Source organism: Arthrobacter sp. Y-9, assembly GCF_029690065.1.
Lineage (GTDB): Bacteria > Actinomycetota > Actinomycetes > Actinomycetales > Micrococcaceae > Arthrobacter_E.
Window position 1 is genome coordinate 1,109,892 of the sequence record NZ_CP121463.1, and the last position, 24,172, is coordinate 1,134,063.

Genomic DNA, 24,172 nt, shown 5'->3' on the forward strand with positions numbered 1-24,172 from the left:
GGGGCAGGAATGCGGGGCCCGAATGAACGTGCAGCGGGGGACTGAAAGCGTGAGGAGTACAGGATGATCGAGGCAGGGCAGGAGCCCGTGAGGGAACTCTCCATCGATTACTGCGGGGAGTGGTTCGAACCGGTTCCGGAGGAGGTGTTCGTGATCGGGCGTGAGGGCGACCTCGCGATCGATGACAACCCGTACCTGCACCGCCGTTTCCTGGAGGTGGCCCGTTACGACGGGATCTGGTGGCTCAGCAACGTGGGCTCCATGATCTCGGCGACCATCGCGGACGGGTCGGGCGGCATGCAGGCCTGGCTCGCGCCCGGGGCGCGGATCCCGCTGGTGTTCGGACTGACCACGGTGGTCTTCACCGCCGGTCCCACCACCTACGAGTTCTCCGTGCATCAGAACAGCCCGGCCTTCCGGCACCAGGCCAAGGACCCGGAGGCCGACGGTGAGACGACGATCGGCCCGGTGGTGTTCACGGACTCCCAGAAGGCCATCATCGTCGCGCTCGCCGAGCCGATGCTGCGCCGCGAGGGCACCGGGTTCAGCGCCATCCCCAGCTCGGCCGAAGCCGCCCGTCGGCTCGGATGGGCGCTCACACGCTTCAACCGCAAGCTCGACAACGTGTGCGACAAACTCGACCGCGTGGGAGTCGCCGGGCTGCGGGGCGGCGGCGGCAAACTCGCCATGAACCGCCGCGCGCGCCTCGTGGAGCACGCGGTCACCTCGCACCTGGTGACCGCCGCGGACCTGCCCCTGCTCGAACAGATGAAAGGTGAGGCCGGCGAGTGAAACTCCGCCTGACACTCCGACGCGGAGACCTCGACAGCAAGGACCTGGCCGTCACCGTCGACGGCAGCGCGACCGTCTCGGACATCGCCCGTGAACTCTGGCTCGCCGACCCTGACCGGCCCAACCCGTCCGACCCCGGACGGATGAGCCTGCTGGTCGAGGAGTCCTATGTGGGCGGCGCCATGCGCGGGCAGGTCCTGGACCCGGACGCCAAGCTGCTCGAGTCGGGTCTGAGGCCCGGCTCCGCCGTCTCGATCGCCCCGGTCAGCCAGGCCTTCGCGACCCATCAGCAGGCCGGCGGTCCCGCCGTCGCGACCCTGCGTGTCCTGTCCGGGCCCGACGCCGGACGCGAGTTCCCGCTGCCGTCCGGCACCAGCTACATCGGCCGGGGACGCGACAGCGACATCCGACTGAGCGACCCGCTGACCTCCAAGCGCCACGCCCGCATCCTGGTGGGCGAGACCGTGGAAGTGGTGGACACCAACTCCGCCAACGGCCTGCTCATGGACGGGCTGCCCGTCACGCGTGCCGTCCTGGGGTCCTCGGACACGATCACCCTGGGCGACACGACCATCTCCATCATCACGGTGCAGCGGAACCAGGCAGCCGTCGCCACCCAGCCCATGGTGGACTTCAACCGGTCCCCGCGCGTCGTGGCGCGCTTCCCCGTGCGGAAGAAGGTCCCGCCCAAGGGTCCGCAGCCGCGGGAGAAGGAACCGTTCCCCATCCTCATGATGATGCTGCCGCTGTTCATGGGCGCGGCGCTCTTCGCCATCACGCAGAACATCACGAGCGTGGTCTTCATGGCGCTCATGCCGCTCTTCGCCATCGGGCACTGGTGGGAGCAGAAGCGGCATTCCGGAAAGCGCTTCAAGGAACAGCTGCGGCAGTTCCGTGAGGGGATGGACCAGTTCCGTTCGGAGATGACGGAACTGCAGAAGGTGGAGCGTTCGGTCCGCCTGCAGGAGACGCCCTCCGTCGCGGACACGGTGGACGCGATCTACCGTCTGGGCCCACTGCTCTGGACCCACCGCACCGAGCACCGCGGCTTCCTCTCCCTGCGCCTGGGGCTGGGCACGGCGCCGTCACGCGTCGAGATCGAGGAGCCCCAGGACCGGGACACCGAAGCGGTCTACGCCCGGGAGATCCAGGAGGCGATCGCGTACTACTCCACGATCGACGGCGTCCCGCTCGTCTCCCAGCTCCGGCACTCCGGCTCGTTCGGCGTGGCCGGCGAACGCCACGTGATGGACGACGTCGCCCGCGGCCTGGTCGTCCAGCTGGTGGGCCTGCATTCGCCCGCCGAAGTCGTGATCGCGGCGATGACCTCCACGCGGTCGAAGGACCGCTGGGCGTGGCTCAAGTGGCTGCCGCACGTGGGTTCGGGTCACAGCCCGCTCCCGGGCGATCACCTCGCCGCCGGTCAGGCCGCCGGAACCGCTCTCCTGGAGCGTCTGGAGGCCCTGGTGGACGAGCGGGCCGCGGGCCGTAAGGAACCGGTCCCGTCCCCGCGCGGCGAGCTCAAGGACGATCTGGTCGATCCGCCCGCACCCGTGGTCCCCGAGGTCCTGGTGGTCGTCGAGGACGACGCCCCCGTGGACCGTGGCCGTCTGACCCGTCTGGTGGAGCGCGGCGCTGACACCGGCGTGCACATCATGTGGCTCGCCGCGGACGTGCAGTCCCTGCCCGCGGCCTGCCGCGACTTCATGGTGGTCGACGGCGGTCAGGGCGCCACCACCGGCCAGGTCCGGCTGGGGCGGCACAGCTACCCCGTGAGCTGCGAGAGCGTCGATGAGGAGCTGGCGACCCAGCTGGCCCGCATGCTGACGTCCGTCGTCGACGTCGGCCGGCCGCTCGAAGACGACTCGAACCTGCCGCGCAGCGTGAGTTTCGTGAACCTCCTCGGCCGCGAGCTGCTGGATTCCGCGAACGCCGTGGGGGAGCGGTGGAAGGAGAACAACTCCATCCACAGCACCGCGATCCCCAACCGCAAGGACAACGGGACGCTGCGCGCGCTGGTGGGCTCCACCGGTTCCGAGCCGATGTTCCTGGACCTGAAGAACGAGGGCCCGCACGCCCTGGTCGGCGGCACGACGGGCGCCGGCAAGTCCGAGTTCCTGCAGTCCTGGATCATGGGCATGGCCTCGGCCTACAGCCCCGACCGTCTCAGTTTCCTCCTGGTGGATTACAAGGGCGGCAGCGCGTTCGCCGACTGTGTCCAGTTGCCCCACACGGTGGGCCTGGTCACCGACCTCTCGCCCCACTTGGTGCGCCGTGCCCTGACCTCGCTCCGGGCCGAACTGCACTACCGCGAGCACCTGCTGAACCGGAAGAAGGCCAAGGACCTCCTGGCGATGCAGCGCGAGGCCGACCCGGATGCGCCGCCGTATCTGGTCATCATCGTGGACGAGTTCGCGGCCCTGGCCAATGAGATGCCGGAGTTCGTGGACGGCGTCGTGGACGTCGCCGCGCGTGGCCGTTCGCTCGGCGTGCATCTGATCCTCGCCACGCAGCAGCCCTCCGGTGTGATCCGCGGCAGCCTGCGCGCCAACACCAACCTCCGCGTCGCGCTGCGCATGGCGGACGAGGACGACGCCACGGACGTGATCGGCACGCCGCTGGCCGCGTACTTCGACCCCGCGATCCCGGGCCGTGCCGCCGCCAAGACCGGTCCCGGCCGGCTCCAGAGCTTCCAGACCGGCTACGCCGGCGGCTGGACCACGGAACGTCCGCCGCGCCCGCAGATCGACATCGTGGAGATGAACTTCGGCGCGGGAGCCGTGTGGGAGGTCGACGCCGGACTGCGCGAGCCGGAGCCGGAGCCCACGGGCCCGAACGACATCGCCCGGATGACGGAGACCATCAAGGCAGCGGCGGATCTGCTCGCGATCGAGCCGCCCCGCAAGCCGTGGCTGCCCGTGCTCCAGTCGGCCTACGACTTCTCCGAGCTCCAGGGTCCGCTCACCGATGAGGAACTGCTGCTCGGCGTCGGGGACGACGCGGCGCACCAGAGCCAGCCGCTCGTCTTCTACCGGCCGGACCGCGATGGCAACATGGCGATCTTCGGCACCGGCGGTTCCGGCAAGTCGTCGGCGCTGCGCAGCATCGCCGTGGCCGCCGCCGTGACGCCGCGCGGCGGTCCCGTGCACGTCTACGGGATCGACTGCGGCTCCGCCGGTCTGACGATGCTCGAAGTCCTGCCCCACGTCGGCGCCGTGATCGACGGCGATGACGAGGAACGCGTGGGCCGTCTGCTCCGCTGGCTCCGGGACGTCTCGGAGGAGCGGGCGCGCCGCTACTCCGAGGTCAAGGCGTCCACGATCGTGGAGTACCGGAAGCTCGCCGAACGACCGGACGAGCCGCGGATCTTCGTCCTGGTGGACGGCATCAGCGCTTTCCGGGACTCGTACGAGTACTCCAGCAGCGCCGGGATCTGGGAGATCTTCCTCCAGCTCGCCACGGACGGACGCCCGCTCGGCATCCACCTGGTGGTGACCGGTGACCGTCCGGGGTCCGTGCCCACCGCACTGCTGGCCTCGATCCAGAAGCGGCTGATCCTGCGCCTGTCCGCCGTCGACGACTACATCACCCTGGATGCCCCGAAGGATGTCCTCGACGCCTCGTCCCCTCCGGGCCGCGGCATGCTGGACGGCCTGGAAGTGCAGCTGGCCGTGCTGGGCGGCACCCCGAACCTCGCGCTGCAGGCCCGTGGTGTGCAGAAGCTCCGCGAGGCGATGCTCCGCCGCGGCATCCCGCAGGCGCCGGGGATCCAGCGTCTGCCGGAGTCGGTCGATCTCGGCATCCTGCCGGTGGCGAGCCCCGGTATGGCGGCCTTCGGCGTGGACAACGAGACCCTCACCTCGGCCCAGGTGCCGACCGAAGGCGCGCTCATGGTGTCCGGCCCTCCCGGCTCGGGCCGCACCACGGCCCTGGTCACCCTGGCGCATGCGTACAAGAAGGCCAATCCCGGCGGCACCGCCGTCTACCTCGGTTCCCGGCGCTCCGCCGTCGGCTCGCTCAAGGTGTGGGACAAGGCGTTCGTGGGGACCGACGACGTCGAGATGGGCGTGGACGAACTGCTTGAGTTCGCGCAGGAACGGCCGGGCCGGGTCGCCTTCTTCATCGAGGGCCTCACCGAGTTCACGGACTCCATGGCGGAACCGGGCCTCGCCCGTCTGGTCACCGAGTCCGTGAAGTCGGGCCAGTGGGTGGTGGCCGAGTCCGAGACGTCCACCTGGTCCTCGGCCTGGCAGCTGGCACAGCCGTTCAAGTCCGGCCGCCGCGGCATCCTGCTCAACCCGGGCGACATGGACGGCGACTCGCTCCTGAGCACGAGCCTCGGCCGGATCAAGGACCAGTTCATCCCGGGCCGCGGATACGTCATCGCCCGCGGCAAGGTCCGCAAGGTCCAGGTGGCGCTGCCCCCGGAGGCCTGAACCTGGAGAACGCAAGGGTGGAGGGGACGGGAGACCCTGACAGCGCCGTTGTTGCGTGAGCACGCCCGCGCCCCCTCGCAGACCGGAAGGCCGGCGATGGGGCGCGGGCGTTCGAGCGCAGGCGCCGAAGGGTCTCCCGTCCCCTCCGCACTTCACCCTCCTCCGATGTCAGTGCCGCGTGGCAGGATGGAGGGGTGAGCGAGAATCCCGTGGCACCCGTGATGAAAGACGACGTCGTGGAGCCTTCCGGCGGCACCCCGGCGGAGGCCCTCCGTGAGGAGTACCAGCACCTGGCGGATGAGGTCCGCCGGTACCGGCACGCCTACTACCAGGAGGACGAGCCCCTCATCAGCGACGCCGAGTTCGACGAGCTGTATCTGCGCCTCGAGCGCTTCGAGGCGCTGCATCCCGAACTGGTGTCGAACGACTCGCCCACGCAGGAGGTCGGCGGGGAGGTGTCCTCGGCGTTCGCCGCCGTCGAGCATCTGAGCCGCATGTACAGCCTGGAGGACGTGTTCTCCCTCGAGGAGCTGACGGCGTGGGTCGAGAAGACGCTCGCCAGCACGCAGACCCTCGGACTGGCGACGCCGCGCTGGCTCACCGAGCTGAAGATCGACGGCCTCGCCGTGAACCTGCTGTACCGCGACGGCAAGCTGGTCCGTGCGGCGACCCGTGGCGACGGCACCACGGGCGAGGACATCACGCACAACGTCCTGACCATCAAGGAGATCCCGCGGGAGCTTTCCGGCACGGGGCACCCGGCCGAGGTGGAGATCCGCGGCGAGGTGTTCATCCCGTCCAAGGCGTTCGATGAGTACAACGAGATCCTCATCGCGCAGGGCAAGGCGCCGCTGGCCAATCCCCGGAACGCGGCCGCCGGCTCGCTCCGCCAGAAAGACCCCGCCGAGACCGCCAAGCGCCCGCTGTCCATGTACGTGCACGGCATCGGCCGCCACGAAGGTCTGGACCTGGCGTCCCAGTCCGACTTCTACGCCCTGCTCCAGGAATGGGGCCTGCCCACCAGCCCGTACTTCAAGGTGCTGGACACGCTGGAGGAGGTCCTCGGGTTCATCGCCGAGTACGGGGAGAAGCGTCACAGTCTCATCCACGAGATCGACGGCATCGTGGTCAAGGTCGATCAGCTCGCCGTGCAGCGCCAGCTCGGCCACACCTCCCGCGTGCCGCGCTGGGCGGTCGCGTACAAGTACCCGCCCGAGGAAGTGCACACCAAACTCCTGGACATCCGGGTGAACGTCGGCCGCACGGGCCGTGTCACCCCGTACGGCGTCATGGAGCCGGTGAAGGTGGCGGGCTCCACCGTCGAGATGGCCACCCTGCACAACCAGGACGTCGTGAAGGCCAAGGGCGTCCTGATCGGTGACACCGTGGTGCTCCGCAAGGCCGGTGACGTCATCCCGGAGATCGTCGGCCCCGTCCTCGCCCTGCGCGATGGCACCGAGCACGCCTTCGTCATGCCGGAGACCTGCCCGTCCTGTGGCACGCCTCTGGCGCCGGGCAAGGAGGGCGACGTCGACCTCCGCTGCCCCAATGCCCGTTCCTGCCCGGCCCAGCTCCGCCAGCGGGTGGCGCATCTGGCTGGGCGTGGAGCCTTCGACATCGAGGCCCTGGGCGACGAAGCCGCGCTCGCCCTGACGGCCGGCCCGGGACCGGACCCTGCGGGGACCGGCGGACTGGTCCAGCCGACCGGGCCTGGCGTTCTGACGGACGAGTCGCGCGTGTTCGACCTCGCCTCGGAGACGGCGGGCGCCGATCTGCGGGCCGCCCTGGGCGAGGTGAAGGTCTGGCGGGAGAAGCGTGTGAAGGGCGCGGGCACCGGAGTCTGGGAGCTGAAGCCGTACTTCTGGACCCAAGGCACGGCGAAGTCGCCGGCCGGCCCGAGCGCCAACACCAAGAAGCTCTTCACCGAGCTGGAGAAGGCCAAGTCGCAGCCGCTCTGGCGCGTCCTCGTGGCGCTGTCGATCCGGCACGTGGGCCCGACGGCGAGCCGTGCTCTGGCCACTGCCTTCGGCTCCATGGACGCGATCCGCGAGGCCTCAGAGGAGCAACTGGCCAACGTGGATGGGGTAGGTCCCACCATCGCCGCCGCGGTCAAGGAGTGGTTCGCCGACGACTGGCACGTCAACATCGTGGACGCCTGGGCCGCCGCAGGAGTGCGGATGGCCGACGAGGTGGACGAGTCCATGCCGAAGACCCTCGAAGGTCTGACCGTCGTGGTCACGGGCACGCTGCCCACCCTGAGCCGGGATCAGGCGAAGGAGGCCATCATCATCCGTGGCGGCAAGGCCGCGGGATCGGTCTCGAAGAACACCTCGTACGTGGTGGCCGGAGAGGCCGCGGGCTCCAAGCTGGAGAAGGCTGAGCAATTGGGGGTCCCGGTCCTGGACGAGGACGCGTTCCGGATCCTCCTGGAGAAGGGCCCGGCGGGCCTGGATGGGGGAGAGGCCGAGGGGGCCGAGGAGACGCCGGGCTCCGAGGAGACGGCCGCCGCCGCGGAGACGCCGTCCGGGGATCTTCAGGAGGAGTCCGGGGATGAGTGAGCGGCACGTCCCGAGCGGCGTCCCTCACGAGCAGCCGTCCACGCAAGAACTGCTCGCCGTCGCGCGGGAAGCCGCCGCAGCCGGTGCAGCCGTCCTGGCACAGCGGGCCACGCTGTGCCAGGAGGACGTGACCGGCGTCGCGGACAACAAGACCAGTGACAACGACTGGGTCACCGAGTTCGACCGGCAGGCGGAGGACGCCGTGCGCGCCGTCATCACGCGGCACCGGCCTCATGACGTCATCACCGGGGAGGAGCACGGCACCACGGCTCCGGACAGCCCGAGCGGCTACCGCTGGTCCATCGACCCGCTGGACGGCACCACCAACTTCATCCGCAACATCGTGTACTTCGCCACGAGCGTCGCCGTCGCGGCCCCGGACGGGAGCTGGGTCGCCGGCGTGGTCGACGCTCCGGCACTGCGGCGGGTGTACTGGGCGACGCGCGGCGGGGGAGCGTGGCTCCTGGACGCCGCGAGCGGGAATCCGGAACCGCGCCGCCTCACCGGACCGCCGGAGGGCCACCGCGGCCGCATCCTGGCCAGCGGATTCTCGTACGACGCCGGCGTGCGCACCGAGCAGGCCGCGTCCCTCCCGCAGCTGATGGACGGTCTCGCGGACCTGCGGAGGCTGGGTTCGGCCGCGCTGGACCTCTGTCTCGTGGCCGACGGGACCCACGACTGCTACGGCGAACGCGGCCTCAACGAGCACGACTGGTCCGCCGGAGCCCTCGTGGCCGAGGAAGCCGGGTGCTGGGTGCGGCGTCCGAACCTCCGCAGCCCTCTCGACGGTGGTCCCTCGGATGAGGAGCGGCTCGAAGCCTGGACGTGCGCCGGGGCCCTGGAGGACGCGACCCGCTTCCCGCTCTAGACCGGCCCACCGCCGTCCGACCCACGGTTCTGTGGTTCACCCCCGGAAATTTCTGTGGGTGGACCACGGAACCGTGGGTTTTCAGCGCCGGACCATGCGCGCTTCCGTGATCCCGCCGAAGTCCTCCAGCACGTCCTCCGTGCCATCCAGCACGAAGCCGTTCCGGCGGTAGAACGCCTGGGCGCGGGGGTTGTCCTTCGCCACCCACAGGAAGGCCGGGCCGGACGGGAGCACGGCGTCGAACAGGGCCTGACCTGCGCCGCTGCCGTGAAAGTCCTGCCGCAGATACAGCATCGAAAGGTTCTGGCCGAGGGCGGCCTCCTCGGGGTCGAGGGGCGCACCCCCACCCGCGAACCCGACCACTTCGCCGGCCGCCTCGGCCACCCTGATGGTCTGGACCGGCTTGGTCTGGGTTGACTGGACCGGCTGCGCCGACTGCGGTGCGGCGGCCGCCGAGGCGGTCAGCATCGTCCAGAGCCGGCGTCGGCTCTCAAGGCGGTCGTCAGTGAAGAACTCCTCGGGGAGCAGGTGCCCGTAGGCCTCGCGCCAGCAGCGCACATGAAGGGCGGCGAGGCTTTCGACGTCGGACGGCAGGGGCGGGCGGAGTGTGAAACTGGGCACCATTGGCCCATCCTAGCCACGGTTGTCAAGCGAGCACTTCATGAAATGACTACCATTGATGGGTGCCATCCGAGATTCTGATCCGCCCCGCCCTGCCCGCCGACTACCCGGAGATCGCCCGGATCACGGTGGACGCCTACCTCGCAGCGGGGTACTTCACGGATCCCGAGTTCCCTTACCTCCAGCACATCCGCAAGGTCGCGGAACGTGCCGAGGTGGCCGAGATCTGGGTGGCGGAGCGCGACGGCGCCGTGATCGGCTCGGTCACGCTGGCGGTCGAGGGCGACGCGTGGTCGGACATCGCCCGCGCGGGTGAGCTCGAGTTCCGTCTTCTGGTCGTGGACCCGGGCGTGCAGCGCAGCGGCGCCGGCCGCGCCATGGTCGAGGCCATCCTCGCGGAGGCGCGACGCCGGCCCGGCATCTCCGCGGTCTCCCTCACCACGGGCGAGAGCTGGGAGAGCGCCCACGGCCTCTACCGCTCGATGGGCTTCGAACGCGTCCCCGAGCGTGACTGGTGGACCCCCAACAAGGAAGCCCGCCTGCTCGTCTACCGCCTGGACGTCGCCTGAGCGACGCTCACGCCCGCCGCGCGTAGCGGTGCTCCGGCCGCCCCGTGGTGCCGTAGCGCAGCTGGATCTCGACGGCGCCGTCGTCGGCCAGCGAGGAGAGGTACCGCTGCGCCGTGGCACGGGACACCCCGACCCGTTCCGCGACCTCCAGCGCCGACAGCGCCTCTCCGGCAGGTCCGCTCTCGACGCCGCCGAGGGCCTCGAGGATGGACTGTTCGGTGGCGCTGCGGGTCCTTGCCGGTGAGGACACCGCCGGTCCGTCCGAGCTGAGCAGAGCCCGCCGGGCACGCTCCACGGCCTCCTGATCCAGGCCCGTCGTCTTCTCCAGCAGCCGCCGGTAGCGCGCGTAGGACCGGAGGCGCTGAGCCAGTTCCTCTCCGCCGAACGGCTTGAGCAGATAGGCCAAGGCCCCGCGGCGGAAGGCCATCCGCAGGGACAACGCGTCGGCCGCGGCGCTGAGCATCATGACGTCGCAGTCCAGCTGGCGCAGCACGTCGAGCCCCGAGCCGTCCGGCAGATAGACGTCCAGCAGCACGAGGTCGGGGCGCAGTGAGTGGAACGCCTGCAGGGCCTGCTGCGCATTGCCGGCGTGGCCCACCACCGAGAACCCGGGCACGGCCTGGACGTAGTTGGAGTGCAGCGTGGCGACGTGGAAGTCGTCATCGACGATCAGCACGGTGAAATCGTGACTCATGCGTCCTCCCCGGACGTGGTGGTGAACATCATGGCGGTCGGCAGGCGGACGGCGAAGACTGCGCCGGAGCCGGTGTCGTGCTTGCCGGACCCCGGCCCTCCGGCGTCGAGGAGTCTCACCTCGCCGCCCCGGCGCTGCGCGAGTTCCAGCGCCAGTTTGAGGCCCAGCCCGTGCCCTGGGACGCGGGAGGCGGTGTAGCCCTTCTCGAAGAGCCGGTCGGGCTCGGCCACCCCGTCCCCGGAGTCGGCGACCACGGCGTGGAGCGTCCCCAGCCGGGGAGAACCGTCGAGCGGTTCCGGGCCGGGCTCGTCCAGCAGGTCCACGCGCACCCACCGCTCGCCGTCGGAGCCGTCAGCGCCGTCGGCACCGCCCTCGCCAACCCCGTCGGCACCGCCGGCGCGGCCCCCCACACGGGTCCCGGACACGGCCGCGTTGATGGCGTTGTCGATCAGATTTCCGAGCACGGTGGTGACGTCGTGCGGCGCTTTCACGGAGCCCCGGATGAAGGTGTCCTCGCCGACCCGCAGCGTCACACCACGCTCGCGGGCCCGGATGCCCTTCGCCCCGATGAACGCCTGAAGGTACGGTTCGGGCAGGCGTTCCAGACCCTCGACCGGGAACTCCAGGGGGCCGGTCTCCACGAGACGGTGCGCGTACTCGGCGGCGCGTGCGGTGTCGCCGAGGTCCAGGAGGCCGGAGATGGTGTGCAGCTGGTTGGCGAACTCATGGCGTTGCGCGCGGAGGGCCGAGCTCATGGTGCTGACCGACTCCAACTGGCGGGTGAGCTGGGCCAGCTCCGTGCGGTCCCGGAGGAAGACCACCCAGCCCAGGTCCTCGCCGTCGTGCACGGCCTTCCGGGCGGTGGCGAGCAGGACCCGCGCGCCGGCCACGAGTTCCAGGACCTCGTCTTCGGCGGCTTCCTGCCGCGTCAGATCCCGCAGCGGCTCGGGCACGGGGGCGTCGGCCCAGGGGGTGCCCTGCAGATCGGGAAGCCCGAGAAGCTCCTGCGCCGTCGCATTGACCACCGTCACCCGGCCGCTCGTGGACACCCCGATCACGCCTTCATGCGTGGTCTCCAGGACCGCGACCTGGTCCTGGACCAGGGTGGTAAGTTCCTCCGGCTCCATGCCGAGGGTGAGCCGCCGCAGCCGCTTGCGCAGGAGCATCGAGGCGCCCACTCCCGCGGCGAGGGCGCCGCACGCCGTCACGATCACCGGTCCGGACGCTCCGAGCAGGGCGCTGCCCAGCGGTTCCCGGGCGAAGCCGACGCTCACCACGCCGACGACGGCGGAGCCCCCGCCCGCCGTCGTGTCCGGAGCGTAGACGGGCACCTTGGCCCCTGCTGACGGTCCGAGCGTCCCGGTGTTGCGCGTGACGACCTCCTTGCCCGCGAGGGCCTCGGAAGGGTCGGTGCTGACTTTCTCGGCGAGACGCTGCGGGTCGGGATGGGCCAGCCGGACGCCGGTCTCGTCCGTGATGACGACGAACAGGGCGGACGTCCTCTGCCGCGCCGATTCGGCGATGGACTCCAGGGGGCCGCGGTCCAGGACGGTGGACGGGGGAGTGCCGGTGGCTGCGCTGATCCGGGCCACCTCCTGCCGCACCTGAGGCTGGGACGAGATCGTACGGGCGAGAGTGAGGGCGCGCTGCTCGGCTTCCTGGGTGATCCGCTCCACCATGATCGTGCCGAAGGCCAGGGCGAAGAGGAGGACGGTCAGCAGCACCACTGCGATCTGCAGCAGCAGCGTCTGCGTGGAGAACTTCAGTGTTCGCATCGCACTCCCTTCGGCGGCGAGCCTACCCCAAAAGCGCCCTGAGCTAAATGAGCAGAACGCGCTCAACAAGCACAAGCGGGATCAAGCGCGCTTAAGACCGGTGCGTGACGCGCGCCACCTTAGCGTCTATGGCGAGCGTCACATCGGTGTGACGCACCCGACACTTTTCACCTAAGGAGCGCAGCGATGCTAGTCCTGCTCGGCTTCGCCATGATCGCAGTCTTCATGGTTCTGATCATGACCAAGAAGATGACGCCAGTGCTGGCGCTCATCCTGGTGCCCACCATCTTCGGCCTCTTCGCCGGCGCCGGTCTGGGCATCGGGGACATGGTCATGACGTCCATGAAGTCCATGACCTCCACGGCCGCACTGCTCATGTTCGCCATCATCTACTTCGGCACCATGATCGACGTGGGGTTGTTCGACCCGCTGGTCCGGTTCATCCTCCGCAAGCTGGGCAACGACCCGGCCAAGGTCGTCCTGGGCACCGCGGTCCTGGCGATGGCGGTCTCCCTGGACGGTGACGGTTCCACCACCTTCATCCTCACCACGGCCGCGATGCTGCCGGTCTACCTGCGCCTGAAGATGAGCCCGGTCGTCCTGACCTGTGTCGCCGGCCTCGCCAACGGCACCATGAACATCCTGCCGTGGGGCGGTCCGACCGCCCGCGCCGCATCGGCCCTGAAGATCAACGTCTCCGACGTCTTCGTCCCGATGGTCCCGGGCCTGCTGGCCGGTCTCGTCGTCGTGCTGGTGTTCTCCTGGAGCCTCGGCCTCATGGAGCGCAAGCGCCTCATGGTCGCCGAGCCGGAGCGCTGGGGCGCCGCGGCGTCCTACGACGGCGGCACCGCCCTCGACGTCGCCGACGTCAAGAACGGCTCGGCCCTGTCCAAGGCGAGCGGCGGCCGCATCGGCACCCGCACGGCCCTCCTGCAGAAGATCGCCCCGAGCGGCGGCTCCGCCGGTGGCTCGTCCGACGGCTCCGGCACCCTGGCCGAGACCGCCCTGGATCCGACCCGCGAGACGCTGCGTCCCAAGCTGATCTGGTTCAACTTCGCCCTGACGCTGGCCATCATGGTCCTGCTCGTCATGGACGTGCTGCCGCTGCCGTACATCTTCATGGTCGGCGCGGGCATCGCCCTCCTGGTGAACTTCCCGCACGTCAAGGACCAGGCGAAGGCCCTCGTGGCGCACGGTCAGTCGATCGTGGCCGTGGTCAGCATGGTCATGGCGGCCGCTGTCCTGACCGGTGTGCTGAACGGCACGGGCATGGTCAAGGCCATGTCCGAGTGGCTCGTCGCGATCATCCCGTCCAGCATGGGCCCGTTCATGGCGGTCATCACCGGCCTGCTGAGCATCCCGATGACGTTCTTCATGAGCAACGACGCCTTCTACTTCGGCGTGCTGCCGATCCTGAGCGAGACCGCCGGTCACTACGGCCTGAGCGCCGCGGACATGGCGCGGGCCTCCATCACCGGTCAGCCGTTCCACATGCAGTCCCCGCTGGTCCCGGCCATCCTCCTGCTGGTCTCCCTGGCCAAGGTGGAGCTGGGCGATCACCACAAGAAGGTCCTGTGGCGCGCAGCGGTCGTGTCTCTCGTGATGCTGCTGGTCGGCGTCCTGACCGGGGCCATCGGCATCGGCCACTAGCCTGCCGCTTCCACCCGCGAATGCGGGGTCACTTCAGGCCGGATGAACCGTCGTCATCCGGCCTGAAGTGACCCCGCATTCGTCGGTCCGGGCCTGGCCCGAGACATATTCTGGCGGATTCTGGTGCCTCACGATAAACATTGGTTTACTAGCCGACGTGACGTGCGTCACTGTGATCGAGGAGGACCCATGGGAATTGAACGCCGGACCATGCTGAAGGGGCTGGGCGCCAGCGGAGTGGCAGGAGGCCTGGCGCTGTTCACCGCCGGACCCGCCCAGGCGGAGGCGTCGCCGGAGGTGCAGAACATCCTGTCCGCGGCCGTGGCATGGCGGGTCACCGCCGCCGAGCGCGAGATGCTGTACCGGCAGGCGTTCAACATCGCCCGTGATCGCCTCGACAACGTCCTCCGCGGCGTCGGTCAGCGGCGTCGGGGCGCCAAACCGCTCGCCTTCATCTCCGACGTCGACGACACCGTCCTGTCCTCCAACCGCTACTGGGAGATGCTGATCGCCGCCGGCAAGCAGGCGTTCGACGACGACCTGTGGGACGCCTGGGTCCGGGAGAACGGCCCCACCGCGACGCCCGGCGCCGTCGAATTCTCCCGGTACGCGGAAAGCCGCGGCGTGGAGATCTTCTACGTCTCCCAGCGCGATCAGGGCCCGGACACCCAGCAGATCGGCGTCGCGAACCTGCGGCACGCGGGCCTCGCCTTCGCCGATGACGAGCACGCTGTGTTCCAGCGCGAGTCCTCCAACAAGGAACCGGCCCAGCAGGCCATCGCGGACAAGTACCAGGTCATCGCGTTCCTGGGCGACAACCTGAACGATTTCCGCCGTCGTTATTACGTGAAGTCGGTCCAGGAGCGCCGCACCCTGGCCGCCGAGGACGCCGAGCGTTTCGGCCGTGACTTCATCCTCTTCCCGAACAACACGGACGGCCACTGGATCCGGGCGGTCTTCGGCACCAGCGAACCGGCGGACTCCCCGGAGTACCGCGCACGGATGCTCCTGGCGGCCCAGGGCAAGGTTCTCTGAGGCTCCTCCAGGAACACCACAGGACGGCGAGCGCGATGATGCGCTCGCCGTCCTGCGGTCTGGAGGACCTGCTGGATCACATGATGCCGGTGGGGACCAGGAGTGCCCAGGCGAGGGCGGGCCCGGCGAGGACGATCGCCCCCGCGTACATCATGAGCTGGCGGTAGACCCGCTGCCGGTCGTCTTCCCGGGCGTTGGCCACCACGAGGGCGCCGTCGGTCGAGAAGGGCGACACGTCCACGACGGTGGCGGCGATGGCGAGCGCGGCCACCGTGCCGGAGGCGCTCAGGGAGCTCGTGGCCAGGAGCGGCCCGGCCAGCGGGATGAACGCGGTCAGCAGAGCCGTGGAGGAGGCGAAGGCCGAGCCGACGCCGATCACGTAGCAGAGCACCAGGGCCACCAGGAGCGGCGCTCCCACCGCCAGGGCCAGTTCGGCGAGGGTGTCGATGACTCCAAGGTGCTGCAGCAGCGAGACGTAGGTGATCATGCCGGCCACGAGGAGGACCGTGGACCAGGAGACACCGCCGATGAACGTGGTGTGCTCCTTGATGTTCACGAAGGCCAGCAGCAGGCCGGCGGACAGCGCGACGAAACCGATCGGCAGGTGGAAGCCCAGCGTGCACACCAGGATGGCGAAGATCAGGACGAGGGTCAGGATCTGCTGGCCGTGCGGGCGAGTGCGCTCGCCGGTCTCCGGACCCGTGTAGCCGTTGGCGTGGTGGTCCCGCAGCTTGCCCATCAGCGTGAAGGCCACGAGCGTCAGGGCGGAGAGGATGATGTTGACGGCGAAGCTCGCCAGGAACAGCGCCTCCTGGGAGACGGGGAAGCCGTTCTTCAAGGCGATGTCGTGGACCAGGACTCCCGCCACGGACAGGGGCGAGAAGCCTCCGGCGTGGGCGCCGTTGATGACGAACGCGCCCATGACCACGGGGTGGATGCGCGACTCATACGCGAGACCCAGGGCCGCGGGCGCCAGCAGCGCGACGGCGGCGGGGGAGAAGGTGCCGAGCGACGTCAGCGCGGCGGCCATGAGGAAGAAGACCCACGGCATGAGCATGGTCTTGCCGCGGACCATCCGGACGCAGGCCTGGACGATGATGTCGATGGTCCCGTTCCGCTGGGCCATGCTGAAGAAGTAGGTGACGCCGATGATCGTCAGGACGATGTTGGCGGGGAACTCGGCGAGGATCTCCTTATCGCTCATGCCGAGCATGAAGTAGCCGACGCCGAACGACGCCACCAGCCCCATCACGCCGATGTTCAGGGGCCATTTGGTGGCGACGACGAACATCACCACCAGGATGACAAGCGGGATGATCTGCGTCGCGGTCATGGTCTTCTCCGATCCCGTGGCCGCCGCGGGGCCGGAGAGGACACCTCCGAACAGGAGGGCGAGCAGGCCCACCGCCGCGATCGCGGCCACCGTCACCTGAAGGATACGGCGACGCCGGTCGGGTCGGGTGGACGGGGAGTCCCCGGTGGAGGTGGGTCTGGTCTTTTCTGCGGTGTTGCTCATGGCTTTCTCCTCATTGAGTGGCGCCGGCGAAGGAGGTGTCGACGGCGCTGCCGAGGACCTCCGGAAGGTGGATGACGGTGCTGGCGATGGTGCGGGCGGTGCGGTCGACGCCGATGAGCAGCGAACCGTTCCGTTCCTCGGACCACGTTTCGATGACCCCGGCCGGCGTGCGCAGCCGGAGAGTGGCGGCGGGGGCCGCGCGGACCGCCGCGGCGGGCACGGTGCCGGGCGTCCGGGCCGCGAGGGTCAGGGCGATGCTGCCGGTGATGGCCAGGGCCGGGTGGGGCTTGCCCATCGACAGCATCAGCACGCTGAGGTCGCTGTCCGGATCCGAGGACGCCGGCGCTGCGACGACGGCGAGCTTGGGCACGGCGCGTGCCGCCTCCTCCGGGGTGCGGGCCATGCCCATGCGCACCGCGGCCTCACGTCGGACGGCGTCCAGGACGGCCAGGTGCGGGACGACCGCGTCGCTCCAGTCCTCGTGGCGCTCCGGGTCCAGGCCGAGGTCCTCGGCGCGGAGGATCACGAGCGGTGCGCCGGCGTCGACCATCGACACGGTCCAGGAGGCGCCCGCCGCCGACAGCGTGTCCACGGGGGAGCCTGTCGGCAGCAGCGCGCCGGTCGTCTTCCCGGCGGGGTCGCGGAAGCCGAGGCCTACGCGGTAGCCCGGGAACGGGACGCCGGGCATCTCGGCCTGCGGGACGATCGGGAGGGCGCCGGACGGGGTGGACACGTCCTGGACGATGATCTGCCCGGTGTTGGTGTTGCGGGTGACGATCCGGGTGACGTCCCCGGTGGGCACCACCCAGCCCTTTTCGATGGCGTACAGCCCGACGACGGCGGAGCAGTTGCCGCAGTTGCTGCCCCAGTCGACCGCGGCCTCCTCGATGCCGACCTGGGCGAACGTGAACTCGACGTCCACGTCGCCCTCGATGGGGCGATTCAGGATGACGGCCTTGCTGGTGGTCGACGTGGCGCCGCCGACCCCGTCGATCTGGCGGCTGTCCGGGCTGCCGAACAGTCGTGGAAGCAGCACGTCCGGTCCGGCCGGAGCCGCGCCGAGCTGTGCGCTCTCGAAGACCCAGCATTTGCTGGTGCCTCCGCGCATCCACTCTGCTTCGATCTTCATGAGATGGTCCTTGCCTTCAGTGATGGTCAGTGAAATCCCGGGTGATTCGAGATTGACGCAGATCACATGTGAAGACAATGTTGGATAGTTGGAGGGTGATGTAGTGATGCTTCATTCACTGGTGGGACAAGCACCGTGAACCGCTTCCGATGGCCGGAATCGGGGCTAAGTGGGGCGGTTCGGCGCTTCGGTGGCGCGCCCGCTGTATAGAATGAACCGATCTTGAAGGAGGGTGAAGCGATGCTGAACGATGAGGCTCAGGAATTGTTCGATATCCGCCGGCTGGCGCTCCTGGTGGAGGTGGTCGAGCAGGGATCGGTGACCGCCGCGGCCGAGGCCATGATGTACACGCCCTCCGCCGTCTCGCAGCAACTGCGCAAACTGGAGCAGGAGGTCGGTCAGCCTCTCCTGAACCGGAAGTCCCGCGGAGTGGTGCCGACGGAGGCGGGGCAGCTCCTGGCGGGCCACGCGCGGAAGATCATGGCGCAGATGCAGGCGGCGCAGGCGGATCTGGCCGAGCTCGCGGGCCTGAAGCGGGGATCGCTGACCATCGGCACCTTTCCCACGCTCGCCGGGTCGTTCCTGCCGGTGGTCCTCCGGATCTTCAAGAAGCGCTATCCGGCCATCAGCCTGTCCGTGCGGAGCGCCCGCTTCGACGAACTGCTGAAGGGCCTGCACTCAGGGTCCATGGGACTGTGCCTCTTGTGGGATTATCCGTGGAACCGCTTCGAGGATGATTCGATCCGGATCACCGAGGTCTTCGACGAAAGCACCGTGCTCCTCGTCTCCCGCAGCCACCCGCTCGCCGACCGGGACGTCCTCTCCATGGAGGAACTGCGCAAGGAGTCCTGGATCGTCCGCGCCGAGTCGCATCCGGTGGTGGAGGTCCTCCAGCGTTCGGCCCACGACGCCGGGTTCGAGCCCACCATCGGGTTCCTGGCGAACGATTACCAGGAGGCTCAGGCGATGGTCAGCGTCGGGATGGGTGTGGCGATGGTGCCGAAGACCGCCGTCGCGCTTCAGCACCCGGACGTCAAGGTGATCAGCCTCGGCCCAGGCGCCCCGTCCCGCCGGGTCTTCCTGGCGCAGCGTCAGGACAAGGTCTATGCCCCGGCCGAGGTCGCCTTCCATGGGACGCTCCTCGAGGTCGCCCGGGAACGGGCCGCGGACTACCGGTAACTTCGTTTCCCTCTCGCCGCGACGGCGCATCCTCCACGACGGCGGCGTCCAGTGATCGGGCGGCCTCTCGTGATTGACTGGGCGGGCCGGTGGAAGCCGTCGAAGATGATGTGCGGGACGTCAGGGGAGGGCGCGTGGCTGATCAGGAATCGGAGAACCCGACGAAGCCGTGGCGTCTGGCCGTCGATTCCGTCCTGCTGGTGCTCCTCCTCGCCTCGACCTGGATCCTCGTGGCCTTCACCCTGACCGGGACCTCGGTGGCCGTGGCGTCGGCCGGGCGGACCATCTTCACCGTCGGCGGACTGGCCTTGCTGAGCGCGTTCGTGACCCGGGGCAGAGCCTCAGCCGGCGGTGCGGCCGTCCCGAGGATGGGACGAGGCGCCACCGTCATCCTGGCCCTCACGGGGGTGAGCGCCTACACGATCTTCTCCACCGCGGCGATCCACTTCGCCGGGGCCGCGGTCCCGGCTCTCATCATGGTCGGCACGCCGCTGACGGTCATGGTGATCGAGGCGGTGCTGAACCGCCGGTCTCCGGGCGTGTGGTTCCTCGGCGTCGCGCTGCTCGCGGTGGCGGGCGCGGCGCTGTATGTCCTGCAGAAACCGCCCGGACAGCACGGGGAATCGCTCGGGCTCGGCATCGCCGCCGGCGTCGCGGGAATGCTGTCCATGGCCTGGTACGGTGTCCACTTCGCCCGCGCCAACGCCGGGTACTCCGGGCCGATGGCGCCCCGGATCCTCCCGATCTTCGGACTCGGGTGCCTTCCGTTGCTCGTGTGGGCCGGGGCGGACCTCCTGGGCGGAGGGGCGATCTCCCCGGGTGCCTTGCTCTCCCTCGTGATCCTCGGCGTGGTGGTGTACGTGCCGGCGTACCTGCTGCAGCACCGCATCCTCGTCGCGGCCGGCGCCACCTATTCGGCGCTGCTGGGTCTCGCGGTCCCGCCCGTGGTCGGGGTCGCCGCGGCGCTCGCCGGACTCGGACCGTGGCCGTCGCCCGGGCAGTGGGCGGCGACGGCGCTCACGCTGGCCGCCGTCGTGCTGGTGGTCCTGCGCACGTCCCGCCGCGCGCAGAGGGCCTGACGGCCCGCGCTTCTCCCGGGTTCTGCGTTCACTTTCACGTTCTGCGCCCCATGTGGGGCGCAGAACGTGAATTCGGGCGCGGTCAGACGTGACGACGCCGGCGAGCCAGCCAGGCAGCAGCTCAGTGCCCCAGGATGAGGGCGACCGAGACCGGGTCCAGCGGCCGGTCGGCGAACAGCAGACGGACCGCGGACGGGTCGGGATTCCCCGTGTCCGGACCGCGGAACCGGAGGGTGAGTCCCACCCGGACCGCCACCGCCGCGGAAGCGGCGTTGTGTTCCAAGATCGACGCGACCCGGGGGAGTGAAGCGTCCTTCTCCGAAGCCGCCTCCAGGGCGAGGCGTGCCACGCGGGTCGCGAGCCCCCGGCCCTGGGCGGCGGGCGCGAAGCGGTATCCGAGGTTCCAGTGAGCGTCGTTCCTCAGTGAGCAGCCGGCGTTGCCGAGCAATTCGCCGGTCCCGGCGTCCTCCACCAGCCACGAGCCGAGCCCGTGGTCCTCCCAGTCCGACACCCACCGTGCGACCAGCCGTCGCGTGGTCTCCAGCGAGACGTGCCGTCCGTGGGGCGCGTGCCGCCAGACGGCCGGGTCGCTGTAGAGCTCATGGACGCGGCCGACGTCGTCCGAGGTCGGGACGCGGAGGGTGATGTCATCCGACACAGGCAGCATGGTCCACATCCTAGGTGCGCCAGATCCATCCCGGGCTCCTCATCCCTGTTCCGCGCCCGAGTTCGCGTTCTGCTCTTCAAGGGGGGCGCAGAACGCGAACTCGGGCGCGGTCAGACGCGACGACGACGCCGCGCCCGCACCGGACCGCCGCCGCGGTCGGACGGGCCGCGGCGGAGTGACTAAACTGGACCAGAAACCTTTTCACCAATTGCAGGGGAGATCCATGGCTGCGATCAATCGTGACGACGTCGCGCATCTGGCGCGTCTCGCTCACATTGAGATGAGCAATGAGGAGCTCGATCGTATGGCCGGCGAACTGGCCGTCATCGTCGACTCCGTCAAGTCCGTCAGTGAGGTCGCCGGCGCCGATGTGCCCGCCACCTCGCACCCCATCCCGCTGAGCAATGTGTTCCGCGAGGACGTGGTGGGGCATGTGCTGACCGCGGAGCAGGCCCTCTCCGGTGCGCCCGACGCCGACGAGAACCGTTTCAAGGTCCCCGCAATCCTGGATGAGGAGTAAGCCATGACCCAGGAGATCATCCACTCCACCGCCGCGCAGCTCGCCGAGAAGCTCGCCGCCAAGGAACTGTCCGCCGTCGAGGTCACTCAGGCTCACCTGGACCGCATCGCCGCCGTCGACGGCGAGGTGAACGCGTTCCTGCACGTCAACACGGAGGAAGCGCTCTCCGTCGCGGCCGAGGTGGATTCCGCCCGCGCCAACGGCGAGGACCTCCACGCGCTCGCCGGTGTGCCGATCGCCGTCAAGGACCTGATCGTGACCGTGGGCCAGCCCACCACCGCCGGGTCCAAGATCCTCGAAGGCTGGCACAGCCCGTATGACGCCACCGTCATCAAGAAGCTGCGCGCCGCGAAGATGCCGATCCTCGGCAAGACCAACCTGGACGAGTTCGCCATGGGCTCCTCCACGGAGCACTCCGCGTACGGTTCCACCCGCAACCCGTGGGACCTGGACCGCATCCCCGGCGGTTCCGGTGGCGGTTCCGCCGCCGCCGTCTCCGCGTTCGAGGCGCCGCTGGCCCTCGGCACGGACACCGGTGGCTCCATCCGTCAGCCCGCCTCGGTGACCGGTTCGGTCGGCGTGAAGCCCACCTACGGTGGTGTGTCCCGCTACGGCGCCATCGCCATGGCGTCCTCACTGGACCAGATCGGCCCGGTGTCCCGCACCGTGCTCGACTCCGCACTGCTGCACGAGGTCATCAGCGGGCACGACCCGTACGACTCCACCTCCCTGCAGGAATCCTGGACCGGCCTGGCCGCCGCCGCTGCGAGCGGCGACGTCAAGGGCATGCGGATCGGCATCATCAAGGAACTCCACGGCGAGGGCTACCAGGCCGGCGTCGAGAACCGTTTCAACGAGTCCCTGGAGCTGCTCAAGGCCGCGGGCGCCGAGATCGTCGAGGTCTCCTGCCCCAACTTCGAGTACGCGCTGGGCGCCTACTACCTGATCATGCCGTCCGAGGTCTCCAGCAACCTGGCGAAGTTCGACGGCGTGCGCTTCGGCCTGCGCGTCCTCCCCGAAGAGGGCCCGCTGACCATCGAGCGCGTCATGGGCGCCACCCGCGCCGCCGGCTTCGGTGACGAGGTCAAGCGCCGCATCATCCTCGGCACCTACGCCCTGTCCGCCGGCTACTACGACGCCTACTACGGCTCGGCCCAGAAGGTCCGCACGCTCATCCAGCGTGACTTCGACGCCGCGTTCGCCCAGGCCGATGTGCTGATCTCCCCGACGGCGCCCACGACGGCGTTCAAGCTCGGTGAGAAGGTCGACGACCCGCTGGCGATGTACCTCAACGACGTCGCGACGATCCCGGCGAACATGGCCGGTGTCCCGGGCATCTCCATCCCCGGTGGTCTCGCGGACGAGGACGGCCTGCCCGTGGGCATCCAGTTCCTCGCCCCGGCCCGTCAGGACGTCCGCCTGTACCGCGCCGCCGGCGCCCTGGAGAAGCTGCTGGAAGAGAAGTGGGGCGGCCCGCTGCTGGCGCAGGCCCCGGTACTGGGAGGTGCCAAGTAATGTCCGCCGACGAGATCCTGGACTACGACTCCGTCTTCGAGAAGTACGAGCCCGTGCTCGGCTTCGAAGTGCACGTCGAGCTGAACACCAAGACCAAGATGTTCTCCTCCGCCCCCAACGAGTTCGGGGACGATCCCAACACGAACGTCAACGAGGTGGACCTGGGCCTGCCCGGCGTCCTGCCCGTGGTCAACAAGGCCGCCGTGGAGTCCTCCATCAAGATCGGCCTGGCCCTGAACTGCCAGATCGCCGAGACGTGCCGCTTCGCCCGGAAGAACTACTTCTACCCGGACACCCCCAAGAACTTCCAGACCTCGCAGTATGACGAGCCCATCGCCTTCGACGGGTACCTCGACATCGAGCTGGAGGACGGCGAGGTGTTCCGCGTGGAGATCGAGCGCGCACACATGGAGGAGGACGCCGGCAAGCTGACCCACATGGGTGGCGCGGCGGGCCGCATCCAGGGCGCCGACTACTCGCTCGTGGACTACAACCGTGCCGGTGTGCCGCTCGTGGAGATCGTCACCAAGCCGATCGTCGGTGCGGGCAAGCGCGCCCCGGAGCTGGCCAAGGCGTATGTGGCGGCCGTCCGCGAGATCGTGAAGAACCTCGGTGTCTCCGACGCCCGCATGGAGCGCGGCAACGTCCGCTGCGACGCCAACGTCTCCCTCAAGCCGATCGGCCAGGAGAAGTTCGGCACGCGGTCCGAGACCAAGAACGTGAACTCGCTGCGCGCCGTCGAGCACGCGGTCCGCTTCGAGATCCAGCGCCACGGCGCCGTCCTGGAGTCGGGCGAGAAGGTCGTGCAGGAGACGCGCCACTGGCACGAGGACACGCGCACGACGACGTCGGGCCGCCCCAAGAGCGACGCTGACGACTACCGCTACTTCCCGGAGCCCGACCTCGTTCCCGTCGTCGCGTCCCGTGAGTGGGTGGAGGAGCTGCGTGCGACCCTGCCGGAGCCCCCGGCCGAACACCGCAAGCGCCTCAAGACCGCCTGGGGCTACTCGGATCTCGAATTCCGCGACGTGGTGAACGCCGGCGTCATGGACCTGATCGAGGAGACCGTGGCCGCCGGCCTCAAGCCCGCCGCCGCCCGTAAGTGGTGGATGGGCGAAGTGGTGGGCCGTGCCAAGGCCGCCGAGGTGGACCCGGGCGAGCTGGGCATCACCCCTGAGGTGATCGTGCAGGTCAACGGCCTGGTCGAAGCCGGCAAGATCAACAACAAGATGGCCTCCCAGGTCCTGGACGGCGTCCTGGCCGGCGAGGGCACTCCGGAGGAGGTCGTGGCCGCCCGCGGTCTGGTCGTGGTCTCCGATGACGGGCCCCTGCTGGAAGCCATCGACGCCGCCCTGGCTGCTCAGCCCGACGTCGCGGAGAAGATCCGTGGCGGCAAGGTGCAGGCGATCGGCGCGATCGTCGGCGGCGTCATGAAGGCCACTCGTGGCCAGGCCGACGCCGGCCGCGTCCGCGAGCTGATCCTCGAGAAGCTGGGCGTGGAGGGCTAGTCCCTTCCTGACCGCCGACGGCCGGTGGCCGGAGATCCGATCTCCGGCCACCGGCCGTTTG

At 69.5% G+C, this 24,172-nt stretch carries 18 protein-coding genes; 12 read left to right on the forward strand and 6 right to left on the reverse strand.

All coding sequences use genetic code 11. The features are described from left to right. Positions 1 to 87: 87 nt before the first annotated feature. The 4 genes from P9849_RS04825 (at position 88) to P9849_RS04840 (ending at position 8,654) form a co-directional block, all read left to right on the forward strand. A complete protein-coding gene (locus P9849_RS04825; RefSeq protein WP_278269097.1) occupies positions 88 to 792 on the forward strand; it encodes a hypothetical protein in 705 nt (234 codons plus the stop codon). Beyond that, the gene (locus tag P9849_RS04830) at positions 789 to 5,228 is read left to right on the forward strand and encodes an FtsK/SpoIIIE domain-containing protein (RefSeq protein ID WP_278268547.1); all 4,440 of its coding nucleotides are present in this window, start codon (positions 789 to 791) and stop codon (positions 5,226 to 5,228) included. Before P9849_RS04825 ends, P9849_RS04830 begins: the two co-directional genes overlap by 4 nt. A gap of 221 nt (positions 5,229 to 5,449) precedes the next feature. Continuing rightward, positions 5,450 to 7,786, forward strand: coding sequence for an NAD-dependent DNA ligase LigA (ligA, locus tag P9849_RS04835; RefSeq protein WP_278269098.1), 2,337 nt, complete (start codon positions 5,450 to 5,452; stop codon positions 7,784 to 7,786). After that, positions 7,779 to 8,654: an inositol monophosphatase family protein gene (locus P9849_RS04840; RefSeq protein WP_278268548.1), complete on the forward strand. Its 876-nt coding sequence runs from the start codon at positions 7,779 to 7,781 to the stop codon at positions 8,652 to 8,654. Before ligA ends, P9849_RS04840 begins: the two co-directional genes overlap by 8 nt. Before the next feature lie 81 nt (positions 8,655 to 8,735). Here P9849_RS04840 and P9849_RS04845 read toward each other — a convergent pair whose 3' ends face one another. Then, positions 8,736 to 9,278, reverse strand: a complete 543-nt coding sequence (locus tag P9849_RS04845) for a GNAT family N-acetyltransferase (protein ID WP_278268549.1) — start codon at positions 9,276 to 9,278, stop codon at positions 8,736 to 8,738. 59 nt (positions 9,279 to 9,337) lie between these two features. Here P9849_RS04845 and P9849_RS04850 point away from each other — a divergent pair, with 59 nt between their 5' ends. Next, positions 9,338 to 9,844, forward strand: coding sequence for a GNAT family N-acetyltransferase (locus tag P9849_RS04850; protein WP_278268550.1), 507 nt, complete (start codon positions 9,338 to 9,340; stop codon positions 9,842 to 9,844). Between the two features lie 7 nt (positions 9,845 to 9,851). Here P9849_RS04850 and P9849_RS04855 read toward each other — a convergent pair whose 3' ends face one another. Together P9849_RS04855 and P9849_RS04860 are read right to left on the reverse strand one after the other, a co-directional pair. After that, the gene (locus tag P9849_RS04855) at positions 9,852 to 10,538 is read right to left on the reverse strand and encodes a response regulator (protein WP_278268551.1); all 687 of its coding nucleotides are present in this window, start codon (positions 10,536 to 10,538) and stop codon (positions 9,852 to 9,854) included. Next, complete coding sequence (locus tag P9849_RS04860; protein ID WP_278268552.1) at positions 10,535 to 12,313, reverse strand: sensor histidine kinase; 1,779 nt, start codon at positions 12,311 to 12,313, stop codon at positions 10,535 to 10,537. The genes P9849_RS04855 and P9849_RS04860 overlap by 4 nt, the downstream gene beginning before the upstream one ends. Before the next feature lie 186 nt (positions 12,314 to 12,499). Between P9849_RS04860 and P9849_RS04865 the strand changes: the two genes are divergently transcribed. Together P9849_RS04865 and P9849_RS04870 are read left to right on the forward strand one after the other, a co-directional pair. Further along, a complete protein-coding gene (locus P9849_RS04865; protein WP_278268553.1) occupies positions 12,500 to 13,963 on the forward strand; it encodes an SLC13 family permease in 1,464 nt (487 codons plus the stop codon). A gap of 189 nt (positions 13,964 to 14,152) precedes the next feature. After that, on the forward strand, positions 14,153 to 14,998 hold the full coding sequence (locus P9849_RS04870; RefSeq protein WP_278268554.1) for an HAD family acid phosphatase: 846 nt from the start codon (positions 14,153 to 14,155) through the stop codon (positions 14,996 to 14,998). Between the two features lie 76 nt (positions 14,999 to 15,074). On the opposite strand, the gene P9849_RS04875 is transcribed toward P9849_RS04870, so the two are convergent. Next, positions 15,075 to 16,514: an SLC13 family permease gene (locus P9849_RS04875; RefSeq protein WP_278268555.1), complete on the reverse strand. Its 1,440-nt coding sequence runs from the start codon at positions 16,512 to 16,514 to the stop codon at positions 15,075 to 15,077. A 10-nt stretch (positions 16,515 to 16,524) separates the two neighbouring features. Continuing rightward, entirely contained in the window at positions 16,525 to 17,643 is a 1,119-nt protein-coding gene (locus tag P9849_RS04880; RefSeq protein ID WP_278268556.1) for a PrpF domain-containing protein, read from the reverse strand. Positions 17,644 to 17,883: 240 nt separating this feature from the next. On the opposite strand from P9849_RS04880, the gene P9849_RS04885 reads away from it, so the two are divergent. After that, positions 17,884 to 18,822 (forward strand): LysR family transcriptional regulator, encoded by a 939-nt coding sequence (locus P9849_RS04885; RefSeq protein WP_278268557.1) that lies wholly within the window; start codon positions 17,884 to 17,886, stop codon positions 18,820 to 18,822. A gap of 134 nt (positions 18,823 to 18,956) precedes the next feature. Next, positions 18,957 to 19,901 carry a hypothetical protein gene (locus tag P9849_RS04890; protein WP_278268558.1) on the forward strand — a complete coding sequence of 315 codons (945 nt, stop codon included), beginning with the start codon at positions 18,957 to 18,959 and terminating at the stop codon, positions 19,899 to 19,901. A 121-nt stretch (positions 19,902 to 20,022) separates the two neighbouring features. Here the strand turns inward: P9849_RS04890 and P9849_RS04895 are convergent, their stop codons facing one another. Next, a complete protein-coding gene (locus P9849_RS04895) occupies positions 20,023 to 20,568 on the reverse strand; it encodes a GNAT family N-acetyltransferase (RefSeq protein WP_278268559.1) in 546 nt (181 codons plus the stop codon). Between the two features lie 223 nt (positions 20,569 to 20,791). On the opposite strand from P9849_RS04895, the gene gatC reads away from it, so the two are divergent. Genes gatC through gatB form a run of 3 tightly spaced genes read left to right on the forward strand, consistent with a single transcriptional unit; the run spans position 20,792 to position 24,111 of the window. Further along, positions 20,792 to 21,088, forward strand: a complete 297-nt coding sequence (gene gatC / locus P9849_RS04900) for an Asp-tRNA(Asn)/Glu-tRNA(Gln) amidotransferase subunit GatC (RefSeq protein ID WP_107002106.1) — start codon at positions 20,792 to 20,794, stop codon at positions 21,086 to 21,088. 3 nt (positions 21,089 to 21,091) lie between these two features. Then, a complete protein-coding gene (gene gatA, locus P9849_RS04905; protein ID WP_107002105.1) occupies positions 21,092 to 22,603 on the forward strand; it encodes an Asp-tRNA(Asn)/Glu-tRNA(Gln) amidotransferase subunit GatA in 1,512 nt (503 codons plus the stop codon). Then, complete coding sequence (gatB, locus tag P9849_RS04910; RefSeq protein ID WP_278268560.1) at positions 22,603 to 24,111, forward strand: Asp-tRNA(Asn)/Glu-tRNA(Gln) amidotransferase subunit GatB; 1,509 nt, start codon at positions 22,603 to 22,605, stop codon at positions 24,109 to 24,111. The genes gatA and gatB overlap by 1 nt, the downstream gene beginning before the upstream one ends. Positions 24,112 to 24,172 lie beyond the last annotated feature (61 nt).

Excerpts from the sequence above, each read along its gene's own strand:
- ligA (WP_278269098.1), top strand. The coding sequence starts at position 5,450 with ATGAAAGACGACGTCGTGGAGCCTTCCGGCGGCACCCCGGCGGAGGCC.
- P9849_RS04880 (WP_278268556.1), bottom strand. The coding sequence starts at position 17,643 with ATGAAGATCGAAGCAGAGTGGATGCGCGGAGGCACCAGCAAATGCTGG.
- P9849_RS04840 (WP_278268548.1), top strand. The coding sequence starts at position 7,779 with ATGAGTGAGCGGCACGTCCCGAGCGGCGTCCCTCACGAGCAGCCGTCC.
- gatB (WP_278268560.1), top strand. The coding sequence starts at position 22,603 with ATGTCCGCCGACGAGATCCTGGACTACGACTCCGTCTTCGAGAAGTAC.
- gatC (WP_107002106.1), top strand. The coding sequence starts at position 20,792 with ATGGCTGCGATCAATCGTGACGACGTCGCGCATCTGGCGCGTCTCGCT.
- P9849_RS04855 (WP_278268551.1), bottom strand. The coding sequence starts at position 10,538 with ATGAGTCACGATTTCACCGTGCTGATCGTCGATGACGACTTCCACGTC.
- P9849_RS04885 (WP_278268557.1), top strand. The coding sequence starts at position 17,884 with ATGCTGAACGATGAGGCTCAGGAATTGTTCGATATCCGCCGGCTGGCG.
- gatA (WP_107002105.1), top strand. The coding sequence starts at position 21,092 with ATGACCCAGGAGATCATCCACTCCACCGCCGCGCAGCTCGCCGAGAAG.
- P9849_RS04865 (WP_278268553.1), top strand. The coding sequence starts at position 12,500 with ATGCTAGTCCTGCTCGGCTTCGCCATGATCGCAGTCTTCATGGTTCTG.
- P9849_RS04895 (WP_278268559.1), bottom strand. The coding sequence starts at position 20,568 with ATGCTGCCTGTGTCGGATGACATCACCCTCCGCGTCCCGACCTCGGAC.
- P9849_RS04860 (WP_278268552.1), bottom strand. The coding sequence starts at position 12,313 with ATGCGAACACTGAAGTTCTCCACGCAGACGCTGCTGCTGCAGATCGCA.
- P9849_RS04875 (WP_278268555.1), bottom strand. The coding sequence starts at position 16,514 with ATGAGCAACACCGCAGAAAAGACCAGACCCACCTCCACCGGGGACTCC.
- P9849_RS04870 (WP_278268554.1), top strand. The coding sequence starts at position 14,153 with ATGGGAATTGAACGCCGGACCATGCTGAAGGGGCTGGGCGCCAGCGGA.
- P9849_RS04845 (WP_278268549.1), bottom strand. The coding sequence starts at position 9,278 with ATGGTGCCCAGTTTCACACTCCGCCCGCCCCTGCCGTCCGACGTCGAA.